Origin of the sequence: Microcoleus sp. Z1_A1 (genome assembly GCF_036700305.1) — a bacterium.
Lineage (GTDB): Bacteria > Cyanobacteriota > Cyanobacteriia > Cyanobacteriales > Microcoleaceae > Microcoleus.
The window spans coordinates 46,791-62,921 of the sequence record NZ_JAUBOR010000017.1 but is presented as its reverse complement, the minus strand read 5'-3'; the positions used below and the strand labels follow the sequence as shown (position 1 = coordinate 62,921).

Genomic DNA, 16,131 nt, shown 5'->3' with positions numbered 1-16,131 from the left:
CCTCATTACTACTAATCCAGCTCGGGCTGTCGCAAACCGGAAAGAGGCTCTTTACCTCAGATATTGGAATTGCTCGAATTGCAACGGTACATCACACCTACTGACACGGTATTTGATATCACTTTGCGATCGAAGTCCCTAGCTCGATCTGCTGCGATACCGAGACGGCAGGGTTGCACAAATGAGGACTAATACTTCCTGTGCCCGATCGATCGAACGTGAAAATGAAGGTATTGACCAGAACTCTTAACTTGTTTTCATCTCCGTATTACGGATACCTAGAAATACTTCTAAGTGAGTGTAATCAGGGACTAAATGCTTTCTACTACCAAAGTTCACCCTCCGTACACTGAAGTTTAGTTGAGTATTAAAAACTATGAACCGTATCTGCAAACAGTTAGGATATTTAGGCGTTTGGTTAATTTTGATAGGCGGTAGCGGTTGTTCTACCTCAGATGCAGCTACCTCAACCGAAAACCAGAGCCAACTCTCCCGAAGCGCCCCTCAGTTCCAACACCTACAGCTAACGGGAAATCAAATTGAGGCTCGATCGAGTCAATTAACGCAGCCTTATAAATCTGTTGCCTCAGTTTTAGGCAGTGCTACCCTCTCAGAAAATACTGCCACCGTTACGGTTTATAAGGTAGATAATTTATGTCAAAATCTGAAGCCGGAAACAGTTACAGGCCCAGAGAACCAGTTAATGTCATCGGCGGTTAATGAAGTGTTAAAGCAGCAGATTTTCGATAGTCTTGGTTTGGCTGGCTATCGCCTCAAGATCGATCGCGACCTCGGAATAGCTACCGTGGATCTGCGAGCCTCCGGAAATTCGCGGCAGAAATTGCAAAATTTGTCCAGTTGTCAAATGTTAGGTTTGTTCGGGGGCGTGCGCCAAACTTTAACCAGTTATGCTCCTTGGCAAATCAAAACTGTTCGTTTTACAGAGCTTGGAGAGGATATTTTGAGCACAGTTCGAGAATAAGCGATTAAAATTATTGGAGATGGGAATTACACAATTCTCCCCTTAAAAACAAGGGTTGGGAGGGATTGAATAAACCTTCAAACCCTTTGAAGTTTTTTGATACTGCTAAGTCCTGTGACCCAAACCCCGGTAATTCCTATGACACTACCTGACGGCCCCAAAAGCCCCCGCTTCGTGCAGCTAATTCAATGGATTGGCGATCCGCTGACATACCTGGATCTATCTGCCAAAAAGTACGGGGAGATTTTCACGACTCGATGGGGCAAGCTCAAACCATTCGTGATGATCCACAACCCGCAAGCCATCCAGGAAATGTTCAACAGCAAAGCTTTTGACGCTCCAGGCGAGATCAACGGTATTCTTAAACCCTTGCTGGGAGAACAATCCATGATTGTGCTCTCTGGAGAAAAGCACAAACGCGATCGCCAATTATTAATGCCACCTTTTCATGGGGAACGGATGCGGAATTACGGCCAACTAATTTGCGATATCGCTCGAGATGTTGCCTGCAAATGGTCTGTCGATCGACCTTTTGTTGCCCGCAGCGCCATGCAGGAAGTCACCATGCGGGTAATCTTGCAGGCTGTCTTCGGTCTGGATGACGGGCCACGGTTGCAGCAACTGTCCCCGCTGCTGGCTGCGATTATCGATACGATCGGCTCTCCTTTGCGATCGAGTATGCTGTTTCTAGGCTGGATGCAGCAAGATTGGGGGCCCTGGAGTCCTTGGGGACGGATGAAACAGCAGCAGCGGAAAATTAACGAACTGATGGACGGCGAAATTGCAGAACGCAGACTGCAACCTGATGCCAACCGCACCGACATTCTCAGCTTAATGATGGCCGCGCGCGACGAAAACGGGCAACCAATGACCGATGAAGAATTGCGCGACGAGTTGATGACGCTGCTGTTTGCAGGCCACGAAACCACAGCAACTGCCCTAGCTTGGGCATTTTACTGGATTCACAGTTTGCCCTCGGTGCGCCAGAAGTTGCTGCAAGAATTGGACAGTTTGGGGGAAAATCCCGATCCGATGGAGATTTCCCGCTTGCCTTATCTGAGTGCAGTTTGTCAGGAAACGCTGCGAATTTACCCGGTGGGAATGCTGACGTTTCCGCGAGTGGTACGATCGCCCGTGGAACTGATGGGACATCAACTCGAACCGGGCACGGTTGTTTTCGCCTCAATTTATTTGACCCACAGACGGGAGGATTTATATCCAGAACCGCTGCAATTTAAACCGGAACGGTTTTTGGAGAGGCAATTCTCGCCTTACGAGTATTTGCCCTTTGGAGGCGGCAGCCGCCGCTGTATCGGCTTGGCGCTGGCGCAGTTGGAGATGAAACTGGTGCTGGCAACCATTTTGCGGGATTTCGACCTAGTATTGGCCGAGAAAAAGCCCGTACAGGCCAAACGCCGAGGGGTGACTTTAGGGCCAGCCGGTGGCGTGCGGATGGCCCTGCTGGGGCGGCGGATGTCGCAGCAGAAGCGTGAACCTGTTGTTAGTGGAGTTTGAAGTCGCAGCAGTTGCAGGGGACGATCGAACTTTGGGCTTTGAGTGCAAACAATTTAGCGAGAAAGTGCGATCGTCCGCCAATGCCACAATTTTTTGTAGCACCCGCTACAGATAAATAGCTAGAATCCTTAACCTGTAAGCCTCCCCTCTCTCAATTTTCAAATTCTCAGTCTAAAATAATAGGAGCCTCGCAAACACAGCCTGAAAGCAAAAGTGGGTGATTGCAATAGTCCTCTTGATATCTCAAAAGCCTCCCTGCCATACTTTAAAAACATATGCATACCCTGTTATTCAGCAAGGTCGGAAGCGTGTTGGCAATGCCACCAATCTTCCGGCCTCTTTATTTTTTGGGCTACTTCAGGCATTGGAGACAAGATGCAGAAGGCAAGGCAAAACTATAAATTCTCCCCCTGTCCCCCTCTGCCCCTCTCCCCAATGTAGAGATTCTGCCTCTAATTCCAATAGAATCCGACAGCAAGTTTAAGGAATCACTAAGGAATAATTAATAACTTGTTAAATTATCTCCTTTGGCCCTTCTCTCAATCTTCTGTTTTCAGAAATTCTGACACCGAGACAGACTTCGGGAGACTCTCCATATCTTGAATTTCGCTTTCGTGGGCAAAAAACTCGACTTCTTTGTCGTCAATCTGGATTTGATAGCTAGCGGTAGCTGTCACAACCCGTCGCTTTTTTTTATCTTCTATTAAAACCCAACACACTACAGGTCTTACCCATCTCTCAACGTGCTGGCTTTGCTTGGTACTGCCAAAGGCATACCAGCCTTTAGCTTCAATAATCTGAAGCACTTTAAAATCGTTATTTGCCATATATTTCTATCGCGTTAACTTCAGTATTCTTCTTAGATAGAACGGGTAGCTTGCTAAGCATGGCAAAGGTTTGGCAATTCCAATCCACACTTTATAACCTGATTTTTTGTCAGGAAAAGCGGGTTGACAGGGCCTTGTCTGCGTTGTTGCCTGCTAAATGTAGTGCGAGCTTTTTGTACTCTCCCACAATTACCGTAAAGTATCTATACCGCATCCTCAAAAAATATTCTCGCATTAGCCTCAACAGCAGCCAACTAGACCTTAGCTAGCTGCATCTAAGTGGATGCAAACTGCTTCTAACACCTGGTTGGTGAGAGCGATCGGCATACAATCCTGTTAAGACTTTTTGCTGCAATCAACTATCATCTTTACCCGGTGGGGTAAAACTTAACTAGAGGTTGCCGCTTTCAATTCTAAGCCTCGGCGCGCCTAATTACTAATTAATTGTATGGTGTAGTTGATAATTGCCAAACCGTCGATCGCACTCAACAGCCGTGTCTAACTCTTCGATTACCATCACCGTTAAACTGTTCGCCGCCTTCGGTGAAGCCTACGGCGTTTCGGAACTTACATTAGAACTTCCTCCCGAAACCCCAGTGTCTCAAGTGCTCGAAAGCTCGATCGCCCAATATCCTCAATTAGAACAATGGCGCGATCGCACCCGCTTCGGCCTCAACCTGGAATTCGTCTCCCCCGATACCATCCTCCAAGACGGTGACGAAGTTGTCCTCATCCCTCCCGTCAGCGGCGGGTAGGCTAAGTTGGTTAATCTGAAATGTTGCACCATTCTCAATAAGCTTTTTATGAACAGGCTTTTCGGCCTGTTCCACAAAGAGTGAATTTTCTTGTGGAACAGGCCGAAAAGCCTGTTAAGCGAGAATCGTGCAACATCTCAGTTAATCAAAAATTCGAGGTTTTGTAGTTGTGTTCGATCGCACGACTGCCCAATTCTTAGCCAAAAAAAGATTTATTAAGTTTTGTAACAATTTCGTCGGCAAATCATCCTTGAGATCGATCGGGCTGGCGTGCGGGCCTGAAAATCTGGGTTAAGAACCCGATCCTGAAAACAACTCAAATCCTTGTGGTATGGGCGTCCCGCCCGCCCAAATATCAAAGTTAAATACACCACTGTTTAATTGAAAAATCAATCCCGACTAAAAAAATCGGGTATGGTTGACGCACTAATTTGAGCGTGGTATTCTGCGAAAAGAATTAACAAACATCGCAAAACTAGAGAGTTGAGCTATGACCCAGGCCACCAGAACACAATCCACAGCAGCAACCTTCACAGCCCTCAAATGTAAAGAATGCGGCGAAGAGTACGAACTCCAAGCCAAGCACGTCTGCGATTGCTGTTTTGGCCCGCTTGAAGTCAAGTACGACTACGACGCCATCCGCCGCAGCGTCACTCGCCAAACCATCGCAGCCGGCCCCAACTCGATCTGGCGCTACCGCGCATTTTTACCAGTCGCTACAGATAACGTCATCGATGTCGGCACGGGGATGACTCCTCTATTAAAATCCCACCGCTTGGCGCGCCGCCTCGGTCTAAAAAATCTTTATATTAAAAACGATGCCGTCAATATGCCCACTCTCAGCTTTAAAGACAGAGTGGTGTCAGTTGCCCTTAGCAGAGCGAGAGAATTGGGTTTCACAACGGTATCCTGTGCCAGCACCGGCAATTTAGCTAACTCTACGGCTGCGATCGCCGCCCACGCCGGACTCGACTGCGTAGTCTTCATCCCCTCCGACTTAGAAGCAGGCAAAGTCCTCGGCACTCTGATTTACAATCCAACTGTCATGGCAGTTCACGGCAACTACGATCAAGTTAACCGTCTCTGTTGCGAAGTCGCCAATACACATGGCTGGGGATTTGTCAATATCAACTTGCGTCCCTACTATTCCGAAGGCTCAAAAACCCTCGGTTACGAAGTTGCCGAACAGCTAGGCTGGCAATTGCCCGATCACATCGTCGCTCCCCTCGCCTCCGGCTCTTTGTTCACAAAGATTTACAAAGGCTTTAATGAATTCATCGAAGTCGGTTTAGTGGACGAAAAGAAAGTCAGATTCAGCGGTGCCCAAGCTGACGGCTGTTCCCCCATCGCCCAAGCCTTCCGCGAAGGCCGTGATTTCGTCAAACCGGTGAAACCGAATACAATTGCTAAGTCGATCGCGATCGGCAATCCAGCCGACGGTATGTACGCCTTGGAAATCGCCCGCAAAACAGGCGGCAACATTGAATCCGTCAGCGACACCGAAATCATCGAAGGCATGAAACTGCTAGCAGAAACTGAAGGCATATTCACTGAAACCGCAGGCGGCACCACAATCGCAGTCTTGAAGAAACTCGTAGAAGCAGGTAAAATCAATCCCGATGAAACCACAGTCGTTTACATCACCGGCAACGGTTTGAAAACGCAAGAAGCAGTTCAAGGCTACATCGGCGAACCAATCACCCTCGAACCGAAACTAGAAGCATTCGAGCGCGCCCTAGAACGCGCCCGCACGCTCGAACGCCTAGAATGGCAACAAGTTTCGGTTTAATAAATAGTCATTAGTCATCAGTCATTAGTCATTAGTTATTAGTTATTAAGCTGTTGACTACTGACTGAGGACTACTGATTAATAGTCATCAGTCATTAGTCATTAGTTATTAGTTATTAAGCTACTGACTACTGACTACTGACTACTGACTACTGACTACTGACTACTGACTACTGACTACTGACTAAGGACTAAAAAAATGACCGTCAAAGTTTTAATTCCAACCCCCCTGCAAAAATTTACCAACAATCAAGCCACCATCGAATGCGCCGGCGATAACATTTCCGAATTAATTGAATCGCTGGAAACCAATTGTCCCGGCATCAAAAAAAGCCTGTGCGACGAAAAGGGAGAACCCCGCCGATTTCTCAACTTCTACGTCAACAGCGAAGACATCCGCTTTTTGGATGGCTCAAACACAGCCCTCCAAGATGGCGATGAAGTCAGCATTGTTCCTGCTGTTGCTGGTGGCTGATTAATTTTCAAATAAACGCAAGTGAACGCAGATAGTTATTTAAATCTATCTGCGTTCATTTGTGTTTATTTACGGTTTAAAAACTACTCCTTCGCTAAGCTGTTCGGCATTTAAAGGGCTTGCGTAAGGTGCGTCAGCATCTAAGGTTTTCCGTTTCAGCGTAAGGGTTATAAGCTGACGCACCCTACTAGCCTCGTTACTGGTTTAAATGCTCCACAGCTTAACCGAGAAAATCCTACAAATCCCGGATTAGGTAAGGAATGAGAATTAAATAACTTACAATTTTAATTGTTATTGTGGGATGGGCGTCCCGCCCGTCCAAAAAGGACGGGCGGGACGCCATCCCACAATCTTGTGGAAGTTATTTAATTCTCATTTCTTATATCTAGGCTGGTAGTTGCGCTTGGGTACCCAAGCGCAACTACCAAACCTAAAACTCCTTTCTTTGTTCGCAGTGCGTCCGAGAATTATCCTACTAGGAAGCTGCCCTTGCAGCAGTCCGGGGACGGCGCCGGCCCGTCACCTGATTGGCAGGAGATGGCAAGGATGGGGATGATGGCGATGACGGCGATGATGGCGATGATTGCGAGGATAATAGCTTAGGTGCTTCCAGGGCACCTGGAGATACTGCTGCTTTTTCCGATCGCACTGCTTCTTCAGGAATTTGCATCAGGAATACCAACAGCGGATTGCTTTGCAGTTCCCGGCGCATCACTCGCTGAATTGCTTTTTCTATTTGCGTTTGCACTCCTACCCAGTCAACATCAACTTGTGAGTCAGCAGTGGCAGGTTTTACAAATTCTGACCAACGATCGCTCAAAACTGTTTCAATGGTTTGAGTGATTAATTTGATAACCTCCGCGCGATCGGCTGATGTCACTACACCTTTCAAGTGGACTTCTGGTTTAGCAACTAATTTGCCTTCCCAATTCAAAGCCGCCGCTACAGTTACAACGCCATCTCCCGCCAACTGCTGACGTTCCTTGAGGACGCTAGCTTTGACAACGCCCGATCTAGAAGCATCTACCAATTCAATTCCTGAAGGCACTTGACCAGCAACTCGTATCGAATTTTCGGTCAATTCTACGACATCGCCGTTATCAATAACCACCATATTGCTAGCGGGAATGCCCATGCTTTGAGCCGTCTTGGAGTGCTGGATCAGCATCCGGTGTTCCCCGTGAACCGGCAAGAAGAACTTGGGACGAGTCATGTTAATCATTAACTTTTGGTCTTCTTGACAACCGTGGCCGGAAACGTGAATGCCTTTGTCGCGGCCGTAAACCACGTGTGCTCCTAGCATCATCAGTTTATCGATCGTGTTTACCACTGCGATCGTATTTCCCGGAATCGGATTAGCTGAGAAAATGACAGTATCGCCCTTTCTGATTTTCAGTTCGTGATGTTCGCCGTTAGCAATGCGAGTCATCGCCGCCATCGGTTCGCCTTGGGAACCTGTAGTTAAAATCAGCACCTTGTCTTCTGCCAAATTGCGGATTTCTTTCAGCGGTTTGAAAATACTATCTTCGCATTTGATGTAGCCAAGATTGCGGCAGTGAGCGATGACGTTAAGCATCGACCGGCCAACCACTCCGACATACCGATTGTTTTTCTTAGCCAAGTCCAAAACAATTTGCAATCGGTGTACCGACGAAGCAAAAGTCGTCAGCATTATCCGTCCCGGTGCTTGAGCGATAATTCTGTCTAAATTCGGCGCCACAGAACTTTCCGAAGCGGTAAAACCGGGAACTTCCGAGTTAGTAGAATCGCTGATCAAGCACAGCACGCCTCTCTCGCCGTACTCCGCCAGCTTTTGCAAATCAAAATGCTCGCCGTCTACAGGAGTGTGGTCAATTTTAAAGTCTCCGGTGTGGATCACAATTCCGACGGGAGTGTGAATTGCCACCGTAAAACTGTCGGCCATCGAGTGAGTGTTGCGGATGTATTCGACTAAGAAATTCTTGCCAATTCTGACAGTATCCCTGGGTCTAACCGTTCTCAATTCAGTGCGGTGAGACACTCCGGCTTCTTCGAGTTTTCCGGCTAGCAAAGCCATCGCCAAACGCGGGCCGTAGATGACTGGAATTTCAAATTGTTTGAGGTGATAAGGGATACCACCTATGTGGTCTTCGTGACCGTGAGTCACGATCATACCTTTAATTTTGTGGCTGTTTTCCCGCAGGTAAGTCATGTCGGGAAGGACAATATTTACCCCGTGCATTCCATCTGTCGGGAACGCTAAACCGGCATCTAAAAGAATGATTTCGTCGCCGTACTCGAACACACAAGTGTTTTTACCGATTTCGTGCAGCCCGCCGAGGGGAATAACTTTTAGAGCAGATGCAGTTGTATTTTTGATCATGCGTATCCTTTGTTAGTTATTTTTGTTATTGGTCTGTGGTCTATGGTCTGTCGTCTTTCGTCTTTCGTCTACGGTTCGTTGGTAGGGCGATATTTTTCCAAATATTTATGGAAAAATCCCTGGCGGGTTTTACTCTCCCGTACAGTCAGTTGTCTTTGGCCTTCATTCTTCTATCTTCAGTCTTTAATGCTTGACTGTTAGCTACTTACTAACACTTAATTACTAATGACTGATAACTCAGAACTAATGACTGATAACAACCAATATTCAGTTGTCTGAAAACTCGTTCTCGCTCGTCTAGCTAGCTGATACTGCTGCTAGCTGACTCAGTACGTCCTTTAACTTTTGAGTTACCTCAACGGGCGGATCGCACAGGGGCGGACGGGTGGAGCCGACATCCCAGCCTTGAAGCTTGAGAGCTGTCTTGACTGGAATGGGATTTGTGGTGAGAAAAAGAGCTTTAAACAGGTCAAAAAGTTGCAAGTGAATCTGGGTAGCGACTTGAACTTGACCGGCCTCGAAAGCTTTGATCATCTGTTGCAGTTGTTCTCCTACCAGATGGCTGGCTACGCTAACTACACCAGATCCTCCTACCGCCAACATTGGCAAAGTTAGGGAATCATCTCCAGAATAGATGGCAAATTCAGGGGATGTCAAGCACCGAATTTGACTTGCTTGATCCAAGTTGCCACTTGCTTCTTTTACGGCCACAATGTTGGGAATTTGGGCCAATCGAGCCACCGTCTCCGGCAACATATTCTGACCAGTGCGACCGGGGATGTTATATAACATTATAGGCAATTCTGGAGCAGATTGCGCGATCGCCCGAAAATGATTATATAAACCTTCTTGCGGGGGTTTGTTGTAATAAGGAACCACCTGCAAACAACCGTCTAACCCTAGTTTAGCTGCTTTTTTCGTAGCTGCGACTGCTTCTGAAGTAGAATTCGAGCCTGCTCCGGCGATTACCAACGCCTTACCGGCCACCGCCTTTTGTACCACCTGAAATAATTCGTACTCTTCATCCCACGTCATAGTGGGAGACTCGCCAGTAGTGCCGCACACTACCAAGCTATCTGTACCGCGATCGGCTAAATGAACTGCCAATTGTTCTGCTACCGCATAGTTAACGCTGCCGTCTTCCTTAAACGGCGTAATCATTGCAGTCAGAACCCGTCCAAACTTTACCACACTTTCTCCGATTTTAGACTGTTGATGTTTGATTTTAAATTTTTGATTTCAGATGAAAGGTTTATCTAAAATCCCCAATTTCAATTTTCAAGTTGCGAGGCTTCCCCTAATTAGAAGCCGCCGCCACTTGGCTTCGCAACAAATTTTTTTCTACCAGCAACTCAGCTATCTGCACCGCATTTAAAGCCGCCCCTTTGCGAATTTGATCGCCCGACAGCCACATTTCCAACCCGCAGGGGTGAGAAATATCTTGGCGAATCCTGCCGACTAACACGTCATCCTTACCGCTGGCTTCTGCGGGCATCGGGAAATAATTAGCTTGCCAGTCTTCTACCAGCTTAACCCCGCTTGCCTGCTTTAAGATTTCCCTGGCCTCGATCGCGCTAAAAGGCTCTGCAAACTCTAGATTAATCGCTTCCGAATGAGCCCGCAGTACGGGAACCCGCACACAAGTTGCCGTAATTTTAATCTCGTCCGTACCAAATATCTTCCGAGTTTCGTTTACCATTTTCATTTCTTCTTCACAATACCCCAAATCGTTAATCGGGGTGTTGTGCGGAAACAAATTAAATGCTAACGGGTAGGGAAATATATCTGTTTTGGGAGTTTCTCCCTGCAAAATTGCTCTTGCTTGAGCTTTCATTTCCTCCATTGCCCTGGCCCCCGCCCCGCTGGCAGACTGGTAAGTTGCTACAACGATGCGCTGTATCGGCCTAACTTTGTGAAGTGGCCAAACGGCAACCGCCATCAAAATAGTCGTGCAGTTGGGATTTGCAATTATACCTCGGTGAGCTGCTGCCGCTTGGGGATTGACTTCGGGAACCACTAGCGGTACCGTCGCATCCATGCGGAAAGCGCTAGAATTGTCAATTACCACTGCCCCGGCTGCCACAGCTTGCGGAGCCCATAATTTAGAAGTAGAGCCGCCGGCAGAGGCGAGCACCAAATCTACATTATCAAAAGATCGCGCCGAAACTGCTTCCACCTGCAGCATCTCGCCCCCAAAAGGCAAGGTAGTGCCTGCTGAACGTTCCGAAGCCAGCAGCTTCAAGTGAGAAATCGGAAAAGTCCGGCTGTGCAAGAGTTCTAGCAACTCGGCCCCGACTGCGCCGGTAGCTCCTAAAATGGCAACTCGATAGGATTGAGACAAATTAGTTTCCTCCACAAATTAGAGTCTAAAGGATCGAAATCAAAAATTTAAATAACTGCAATTCTCAATATCAAACTTAATTAATGTTATGCGATATCAGGAGCATGAGAGGATAGCAATGGTGCAGTTAACCTAAAAGGGCGATCGAACTTCCCGATCGATCCGTGCGATCGTACCCAATGCCAGTTTAGCATCTTTTGTCGCTCGCCCACGCCCAATCCGCATCCGGTTAAGTTTTGCGATATATCTGCATTTTCGCAGGCGCATCCATTGACTTTGACTGGCCGCAGAGACCGGCAAGATTGACATCACAGGGCGATATGTGCTATGGTGCATCGGCAATTAGTGGACTTAACCTCCACATTCCTAGCAAAAGCTAGTATCCTCAAACCCAAACTATTTGGCAAGAGCCAAAAAAGTAGCCGGCAATGACTTACAGTCTCATCCGGTAAAGGTGTTGTAGTTGTGCCGTTACGAGTCAAAGCGTACAAAATTAAAATGCAGGCAAAGTCAGATTTGTATGTATTTTATCAAGGAAATTGGGTCTAAAACCCTGTCCTTCTAGGACGGCTTTAATTTCTTAAATCCCTTCCTAAAAGTCAGGAAATTTCTAGTATTCTAGAGTAGTCAAGGTTAAACTCCTGCGCCCTAGTGCATAAAAACAGTTAACGACACACTTTGGCGCGTAAACCGGGGGACAAAGAGCGGCGAAAACTCTATAAACAGCTAGGGGCTTAACACAGTTCCTTTAACCAGAGAAACAAACTATTTAGTCTTGTTAAGTAGGGTAGGGCATACCCGAACTCTAGGTAAATATCCTAGTACGCTTTTGGAGATAGACCAAGAGGGATGACTGCGAATCAGGCTCGTTAATTGGTAGGATTTCTACGGTTAAAAAGTTTGAGGATTGCCGAAAGGACGCAACATTTTAAGGTCAGTCGCTGAATTAAGAATCCCTGACCTAAAGGACAGGGAGTGTCAATACACTATTGTTAAATATCAAAAAAGCCGATGAAAGTAACCCAGGAAAAACTTCCAGCTAGCCAAATTGGTCTGGAAATCGAAGTACCGTCAGAAAAGTCAAAACAAGCTTACGAGCAAGTAATTAAACAATTTGCTCGCGAGGTTAGTATTCCTGGGTTCCGCAAAGGCAAAGTTCCCCGTCAAGTTTTGCTACAGCGCCTAGGCCAGAGTCGTTTGAAGGCGACGGCTTTGGAAAATTTGATTAATGATTCCCTGCAAAAAGCCCTCGAACAAGAAAAAATTGCGGCAATTGGCAGTTTTGAACTTCGCACCGAGTTTGAAGAATTACTAGAGAAGTTCGATCCAGAACAGCCTCTGATTTTTTCGGCGAAGGTTGATGTACAACCCGAAGTAAAAATGGGTCAGTACACAGGTTTGCAGCTTCAAGCAGAAGAAGCTAAGTATGATGAGGGTCAGGTAGATGAGGTATTGGCAAAATATCGATCGGACAAAGCTACTTTAATCCCCGTAGAAGGCCGGCCAGCTCAGTTGGGAGACACGGCTTTGGTTGATTTCTCCGGTAGATTTGCGGAAGCACCAGAAGGCGAAACTCCCGCAGAAATTCCCGGTGGCGAAGCAGAAGACTTCCAAGTAGAATTGTCGGAAAATCAGTTTGTACCGGGCTTTATCCAAGGCATGATCGGGATGAATCCAGGAGAAACGAGAGAAGTTTCTGTACAGTTCCCCGAAGAGTATAGCAGTGAAGAATTAGCCGGAAAACCAGCAGTCTTTACGATTACCCTCAAAGAACTTAAGGAAAAAGAATTGCCGGAGTTGGACGACGACTTCGCCCAAGAAGTCAGCGAGTTTGAAACCTTAGCAGAACTGCGCGAATCGCTGGAAACTCGGTTTAAAGCCGACCAAGAAAACCAGACATCAGCTAATAAGGAAAAAGCTATATCAGCAGCACTTGTGCAGCTAATAGAAGTGGAAATTCCCGAAACAATGGTCGATCGCGAAATCGATTATTTGTTGAATCAACAAGCCCTCCAATTGAAAAATTACGGCATAGATATCAACCAACTGTTTACCGAAGAAAATATGGGCCCGATGCGGGAACGCTCGCGCCCGGAAGCAATCGAGCGCCTCAAGCAGAATTTAGCTCTGGCAGAAGTAGCCAAGCTGGAATCCTTATCTGTTGAACCAGCAGAAGTAAAAGCAGAAGTAGCAAAAATCAGAAAGCAGTTTCCCAAAGGAGATTTTGACCCCCAAAGGTTGCAGGAATTTGTAGCAGAAGACTTGCTCAAACAAAAAACCCTGAAATGGTTGGAAGAAAAAGGAACAATCGAACTCGTACCTGAAGGCTCACTGACTCCTGCAGCAGCAGAAGAATCAGAAGAATCGGACGCTGAAGATTCAGCAGAAGCAGCCACGAGCGTTGAAGTGGAAGTCGTAGGCGAAGAATAGGGCGCAGAATCAAAGTAGTAGGGACACCGCACGCCAGCCCTTCTTCGTGTCAACAAACACGTTAAACCCGCAGTCGGGCAGGGGTTTAAACCCCTGCCTCAAAGCGCAAGTCCTCGCTATGAGGACTGAATAATTCATTAGTCCTCATAGTGAGGACTTTAGCTATAAGCCCCGTGGAATTGATTCCCTGGCGGACTAGCGGGCCCACTGGTGGACTTGGCAGGCTGAAAGCTTAAGTGGACACTAATTGGCTCTTGGAGTGTGCCTAGGGCGGGGATCGGGGGTATCTGAAGTGCGATCGAATTTTACGTTTAATGTCGAGCTACTGTTGAATTTGGGTTAAATAGTCACAAGATTTTTGCTCGACTATGCCCTGTTTGGCCAATGCCCAATTCCCCATTCCCCCGATATCTGTTCAGAAGAGGCATAATAGTTAAAAGCTGGCGGCTTAATTTAAAGCTTTCATCAGCAGCAGCAAATTGTCTAGAATCCTTGACTGGTGTCTTATGGTTGTATCTCAATCTTCCAATTACCTAATTACAAGCTATAACGATTTTGATGTCAGTTCCAGCCCCAGCAATGTAGTGCCGATGGTGCTAGAACAGTCGGGGATGGGCGAGCGGGCTTTTGACATTTACTCGCGCTTGCTGCGGGAGCGAATTGTGTTTTTAGGAACTCCCGTAACCGACGAAGTTGCTGACTCAATAGTGGCTCAGCTATTGTATCTAGATGCCGAAGACCCAGAAAAAGATGTCCAAATGTACATTAATTCCCCCGGTGGCTCGGTGACGGCCGGCATGGCAATTTATGACACAATGCAGCAAATCCGCCCGGATGTGGTGACGATTTGTTACGGTTTGGCAGCGAGTATGGGCGCATTTCTGCTGACAGCAGGAGCTCACGGTAAGCGGATGTCTCTTCCGAGTTCCCGGATTATGATTCACCAGCCGCTTGGAGGTGCTCAAGGTCAAGCAGTTGATATTGAGATTCAAGCCAAAGAAATCCTTTATCATAAGCGTAAGCTGAATCAACTGCTAGCGCACCACACGGGTCAACCGATCGACAAATTAGAGGCGGATACAGAGCGCGACTTTTTTATGTCAGCCGAGGAAGCCAAAAATTACGGTTTGGTCGATCGAGTTATCGCTAAGGAAAACCTTCCGACGGCGGGAGAGAATGTCACTGCACTGAATTAAGAGGCTGTTATGTCTAAGTACGACTCCCATCTAAAATGTTCGTTTTGTGGCAAGTCTCAAGAGCAAGTACGCAAGTTGATCGCAGGGCCCGGGGTGTATATCTGCGACGAATGCGTTGACTTGTGCAATGAAATTTTAGATGAGGAGTTGTTTGATTCGAGTGCAGTGCCCGCAGCGGCGGTGGCTCCGAAGCAGGAAACGACGCAAAAGCGCCGCGGTACTTCGGGCAAAAGTATGTCGCTGAGCCAAATTCCCAAGCCGAGGGAAATTAAAAATTATCTCGACGAAAATGCGATCGGGCAAGATGAGGCGAAAAAGGTGCTCTCGGTGGCAGTTTACAACCACTACAAGCGCCTGAGCTTTATCCATGCCAAAAATAGTGGCAAGCACCCGCCGGAAGAAGTAGAACTGCAAAAATCGAATATTTTGTTAATCGGGCCGACTGGTTGCGGCAAAACTCTGCTGGCTCAGACTTTGGCGGATATGCTAGACGTGCCGTTTGCGGTGGCTGACGCGACGACGCTGACGGAAGCGGGCTATGTCGGGGAAGATGTGGAAAATATTTTGCTGCGGCTGCTGCAAGTGGCAGATATGGACGTGGAAGAGGCGCAGCGCGGAATTATTTATATTGATGAAATTGACAAAATAGCCCGCAAGAGCGAAAATCCTTCGATTACGCGGGATGTTTCTGGGGAAGGCGTGCAGCAGGCGCTGCTGAAAATGCTGGAGGGGACGATCGCCAATGTACCTCCCCAAGGCGGGCGCAAGCATCCCTACCAAGACTGCATCCAAATTGATACCAGCAATATCATGTTTATCTGCGGTGGTGCTTTTGTCGGTCTGGAGAAAGTGATAGAGCAGAGAACGGGCAAAAAGTCAATGGGCTTTATTCAGCCCGGAGAAGCTCAGCCGAAGGAAAAGCGGGCTGCTGATGTACTCAAGCAACTGGAACCGGATGATTTGGTGAAGTTTGGGATGATTCCTGAGTTTATCGGGCGGGTGCCGGTGGCGGCGGTGTTAGAACCGCTGGATGAGGAAACGCTGATGGCGATTTTGACGGAACCCCGAAATGCTTTGGTTAAGCAGTATCAAAAGCTGCTGAAGATGGATAATGTGCAGTTGGACTTTAAGCCAGAGGCGATTCGGGCGATCGCCCAGGAAGCATACCGCCGCAAAACTGGAGCACGGGCGCTGCGGGGAATTGTCGAAGAATTGATGTTGGATGTGATGTACGAGTTGCCGTCGCGCAAGGATGTTGCCCGGTGTACGATTACTAAGGAAATGGTCGAGAAGCGATCGACTGCTGAGTTATTGGTACTTCCGTCTTCGCTACCAAAACCGGAATCGGCTTAAAAGTTTTCACATTGTCAATAAGTCTTTTAGGGCGGGATCTCCTGCCCAACCCATACTCCCCACAAGAAAATTCACTCTTTGTGGAACAGGCCGGAAAGCCTGTTCT

Annotated in this window: 14 protein-coding genes; 10 read left to right on the top strand and 4 right to left on the bottom strand. The window is 47.5% G+C overall.

All coding sequences use genetic code 11. The features are described from left to right. Positions 1 to 376 precede the first annotated feature (376 nt). The 3 genes from QT973_RS13660 (at position 377) to QT973_RS13650 (ending at position 2,612) form a co-directional block, all read left to right on the top strand. Positions 377 to 982, top strand: a complete 606-nt coding sequence (locus QT973_RS13660; protein ID WP_333054770.1) for a hypothetical protein — start codon at positions 377 to 379, stop codon at positions 980 to 982. Between the two features lie 138 nt (positions 983 to 1,120). Then, positions 1,121 to 2,497, top strand: a complete 1,377-nt coding sequence (locus QT973_RS13655) for a cytochrome P450 (RefSeq protein ID WP_333054769.1) — start codon at positions 1,121 to 1,123, stop codon at positions 2,495 to 2,497. Further along, the gene (locus QT973_RS13650; RefSeq protein ID WP_333054768.1) at positions 2,472 to 2,612 is read left to right on the top strand and encodes a hypothetical protein; all 141 of its coding nucleotides are present in this window, start codon (positions 2,472 to 2,474) and stop codon (positions 2,610 to 2,612) included. The genes QT973_RS13655 and QT973_RS13650 overlap by 26 nt, the downstream gene beginning before the upstream one ends. 424 nt (positions 2,613 to 3,036) lie before the next feature. Here QT973_RS13650 and QT973_RS13645 read toward each other — a convergent pair whose 3' ends face one another. Further along, complete coding sequence (locus tag QT973_RS13645) at positions 3,037 to 3,324, bottom strand: hypothetical protein (RefSeq protein WP_333054766.1); 288 nt, start codon at positions 3,322 to 3,324, stop codon at positions 3,037 to 3,039. 59 nt (positions 3,325 to 3,383) lie between these two features. On the opposite strand from QT973_RS13645, the gene QT973_RS13640 reads away from it, so the two are divergent. The 4 genes from QT973_RS13640 to QT973_RS13625 all read left to right on the top strand — a co-directional run bounded on the left by QT973_RS13640 (position 3,384) and on the right by QT973_RS13625 (position 6,343). Continuing rightward, entirely contained in the window at positions 3,384 to 3,593 is a 210-nt protein-coding gene (locus tag QT973_RS13640; protein WP_333208247.1) for a hypothetical protein, read from the top strand. A gap of 225 nt (positions 3,594 to 3,818) precedes the next feature. Continuing rightward, entirely contained in the window at positions 3,819 to 4,079 is a 261-nt protein-coding gene (locus QT973_RS13635; RefSeq protein WP_015179186.1) for a MoaD/ThiS family protein, read from the top strand. A gap of 490 nt (positions 4,080 to 4,569) precedes the next feature. After that, positions 4,570 to 5,868, top strand: coding sequence for a threonine synthase (gene thrC / locus QT973_RS13630; RefSeq protein ID WP_333238003.1), 1,299 nt, complete (start codon positions 4,570 to 4,572; stop codon positions 5,866 to 5,868). Positions 5,869 to 6,067: 199 nt separating this feature from the next. Further along, complete coding sequence (locus tag QT973_RS13625; RefSeq protein WP_333054763.1) at positions 6,068 to 6,343, top strand: MoaD/ThiS family protein; 276 nt, start codon at positions 6,068 to 6,070, stop codon at positions 6,341 to 6,343. Between the two features lie 475 nt (positions 6,344 to 6,818). Here QT973_RS13625 and QT973_RS13620 read toward each other — a convergent pair whose 3' ends face one another. The 3 genes from QT973_RS13620 to QT973_RS13610 form a co-directional block, all read right to left on the bottom strand. Then, entirely contained in the window at positions 6,819 to 8,705 is a 1,887-nt protein-coding gene (locus QT973_RS13620) for a ribonuclease J (protein WP_333054762.1), read from the bottom strand. 297 nt (positions 8,706 to 9,002) lie between these two features. After that, the gene (gene dapA / locus QT973_RS13615) at positions 9,003 to 9,896 is read right to left on the bottom strand and encodes a 4-hydroxy-tetrahydrodipicolinate synthase (protein WP_333233493.1); all 894 of its coding nucleotides are present in this window, start codon (positions 9,894 to 9,896) and stop codon (positions 9,003 to 9,005) included. Positions 9,897 to 10,002: 106 nt separating this feature from the next. Next, positions 10,003 to 11,046 carry an aspartate-semialdehyde dehydrogenase gene (locus QT973_RS13610; RefSeq protein ID WP_333054760.1) on the bottom strand — a complete coding sequence of 348 codons (1,044 nt, stop codon included), beginning with the start codon at positions 11,044 to 11,046 and terminating at the stop codon, positions 10,003 to 10,005. A 1,011-nt stretch (positions 11,047 to 12,057) separates the two neighbouring features. On the opposite strand from QT973_RS13610, the gene tig reads away from it, so the two are divergent. The 3 genes from tig (at position 12,058) to clpX (ending at position 16,025) form a co-directional block, all read left to right on the top strand. Continuing rightward, positions 12,058 to 13,476 carry a trigger factor gene (gene tig, locus QT973_RS13605; protein ID WP_333054759.1) on the top strand — a complete coding sequence of 473 codons (1,419 nt, stop codon included), beginning with the start codon at positions 12,058 to 12,060 and terminating at the stop codon, positions 13,474 to 13,476. Between the two features lie 506 nt (positions 13,477 to 13,982). Beyond that, positions 13,983 to 14,672 (top strand): ATP-dependent Clp endopeptidase proteolytic subunit ClpP, encoded by a 690-nt coding sequence (gene clpP, locus QT973_RS13600; protein ID WP_333041644.1) that lies wholly within the window; start codon positions 13,983 to 13,985, stop codon positions 14,670 to 14,672. A 9-nt stretch (positions 14,673 to 14,681) separates the two neighbouring features. Continuing rightward, positions 14,682 to 16,025, top strand: a complete 1,344-nt coding sequence (gene clpX / locus QT973_RS13595) for an ATP-dependent protease ATP-binding subunit ClpX (RefSeq protein WP_333054758.1) — start codon at positions 14,682 to 14,684, stop codon at positions 16,023 to 16,025. The last annotated feature ends 106 nt before the right edge of the window (positions 16,026 to 16,131 follow it).

Bases quoted from the DNA above. Each gene is read 5' to 3' on its own strand.
- QT973_RS13620 (WP_333054762.1), bottom strand. From the start codon at position 8,705: ATGATCAAAAATACAACTGCATCTGCTCTAAAAGTTATTCCCCTCGGC.
- clpX (WP_333054758.1), top strand. From the start codon at position 14,682: ATGTCTAAGTACGACTCCCATCTAAAATGTTCGTTTTGTGGCAAGTCT.
- QT973_RS13660 (WP_333054770.1), top strand. From the start codon at position 377: ATGAACCGTATCTGCAAACAGTTAGGATATTTAGGCGTTTGGTTAATT.
- clpP (WP_333041644.1), top strand. From the start codon at position 13,983: ATGGTTGTATCTCAATCTTCCAATTACCTAATTACAAGCTATAACGAT.
- tig (WP_333054759.1), top strand. From the start codon at position 12,058: ATGAAAGTAACCCAGGAAAAACTTCCAGCTAGCCAAATTGGTCTGGAA.
- QT973_RS13625 (WP_333054763.1), top strand. From the start codon at position 6,068: ATGACCGTCAAAGTTTTAATTCCAACCCCCCTGCAAAAATTTACCAAC.
- thrC (WP_333238003.1), top strand. From the start codon at position 4,570: ATGACCCAGGCCACCAGAACACAATCCACAGCAGCAACCTTCACAGCC.
- QT973_RS13645 (WP_333054766.1), bottom strand. From the start codon at position 3,324: ATGGCAAATAACGATTTTAAAGTGCTTCAGATTATTGAAGCTAAAGGC.
- QT973_RS13640 (WP_333208247.1), top strand. From the start codon at position 3,384: ATGGCAAAGGTTTGGCAATTCCAATCCACACTTTATAACCTGATTTTT.
- QT973_RS13655 (WP_333054769.1), top strand. From the start codon at position 1,121: ATGACACTACCTGACGGCCCCAAAAGCCCCCGCTTCGTGCAGCTAATT.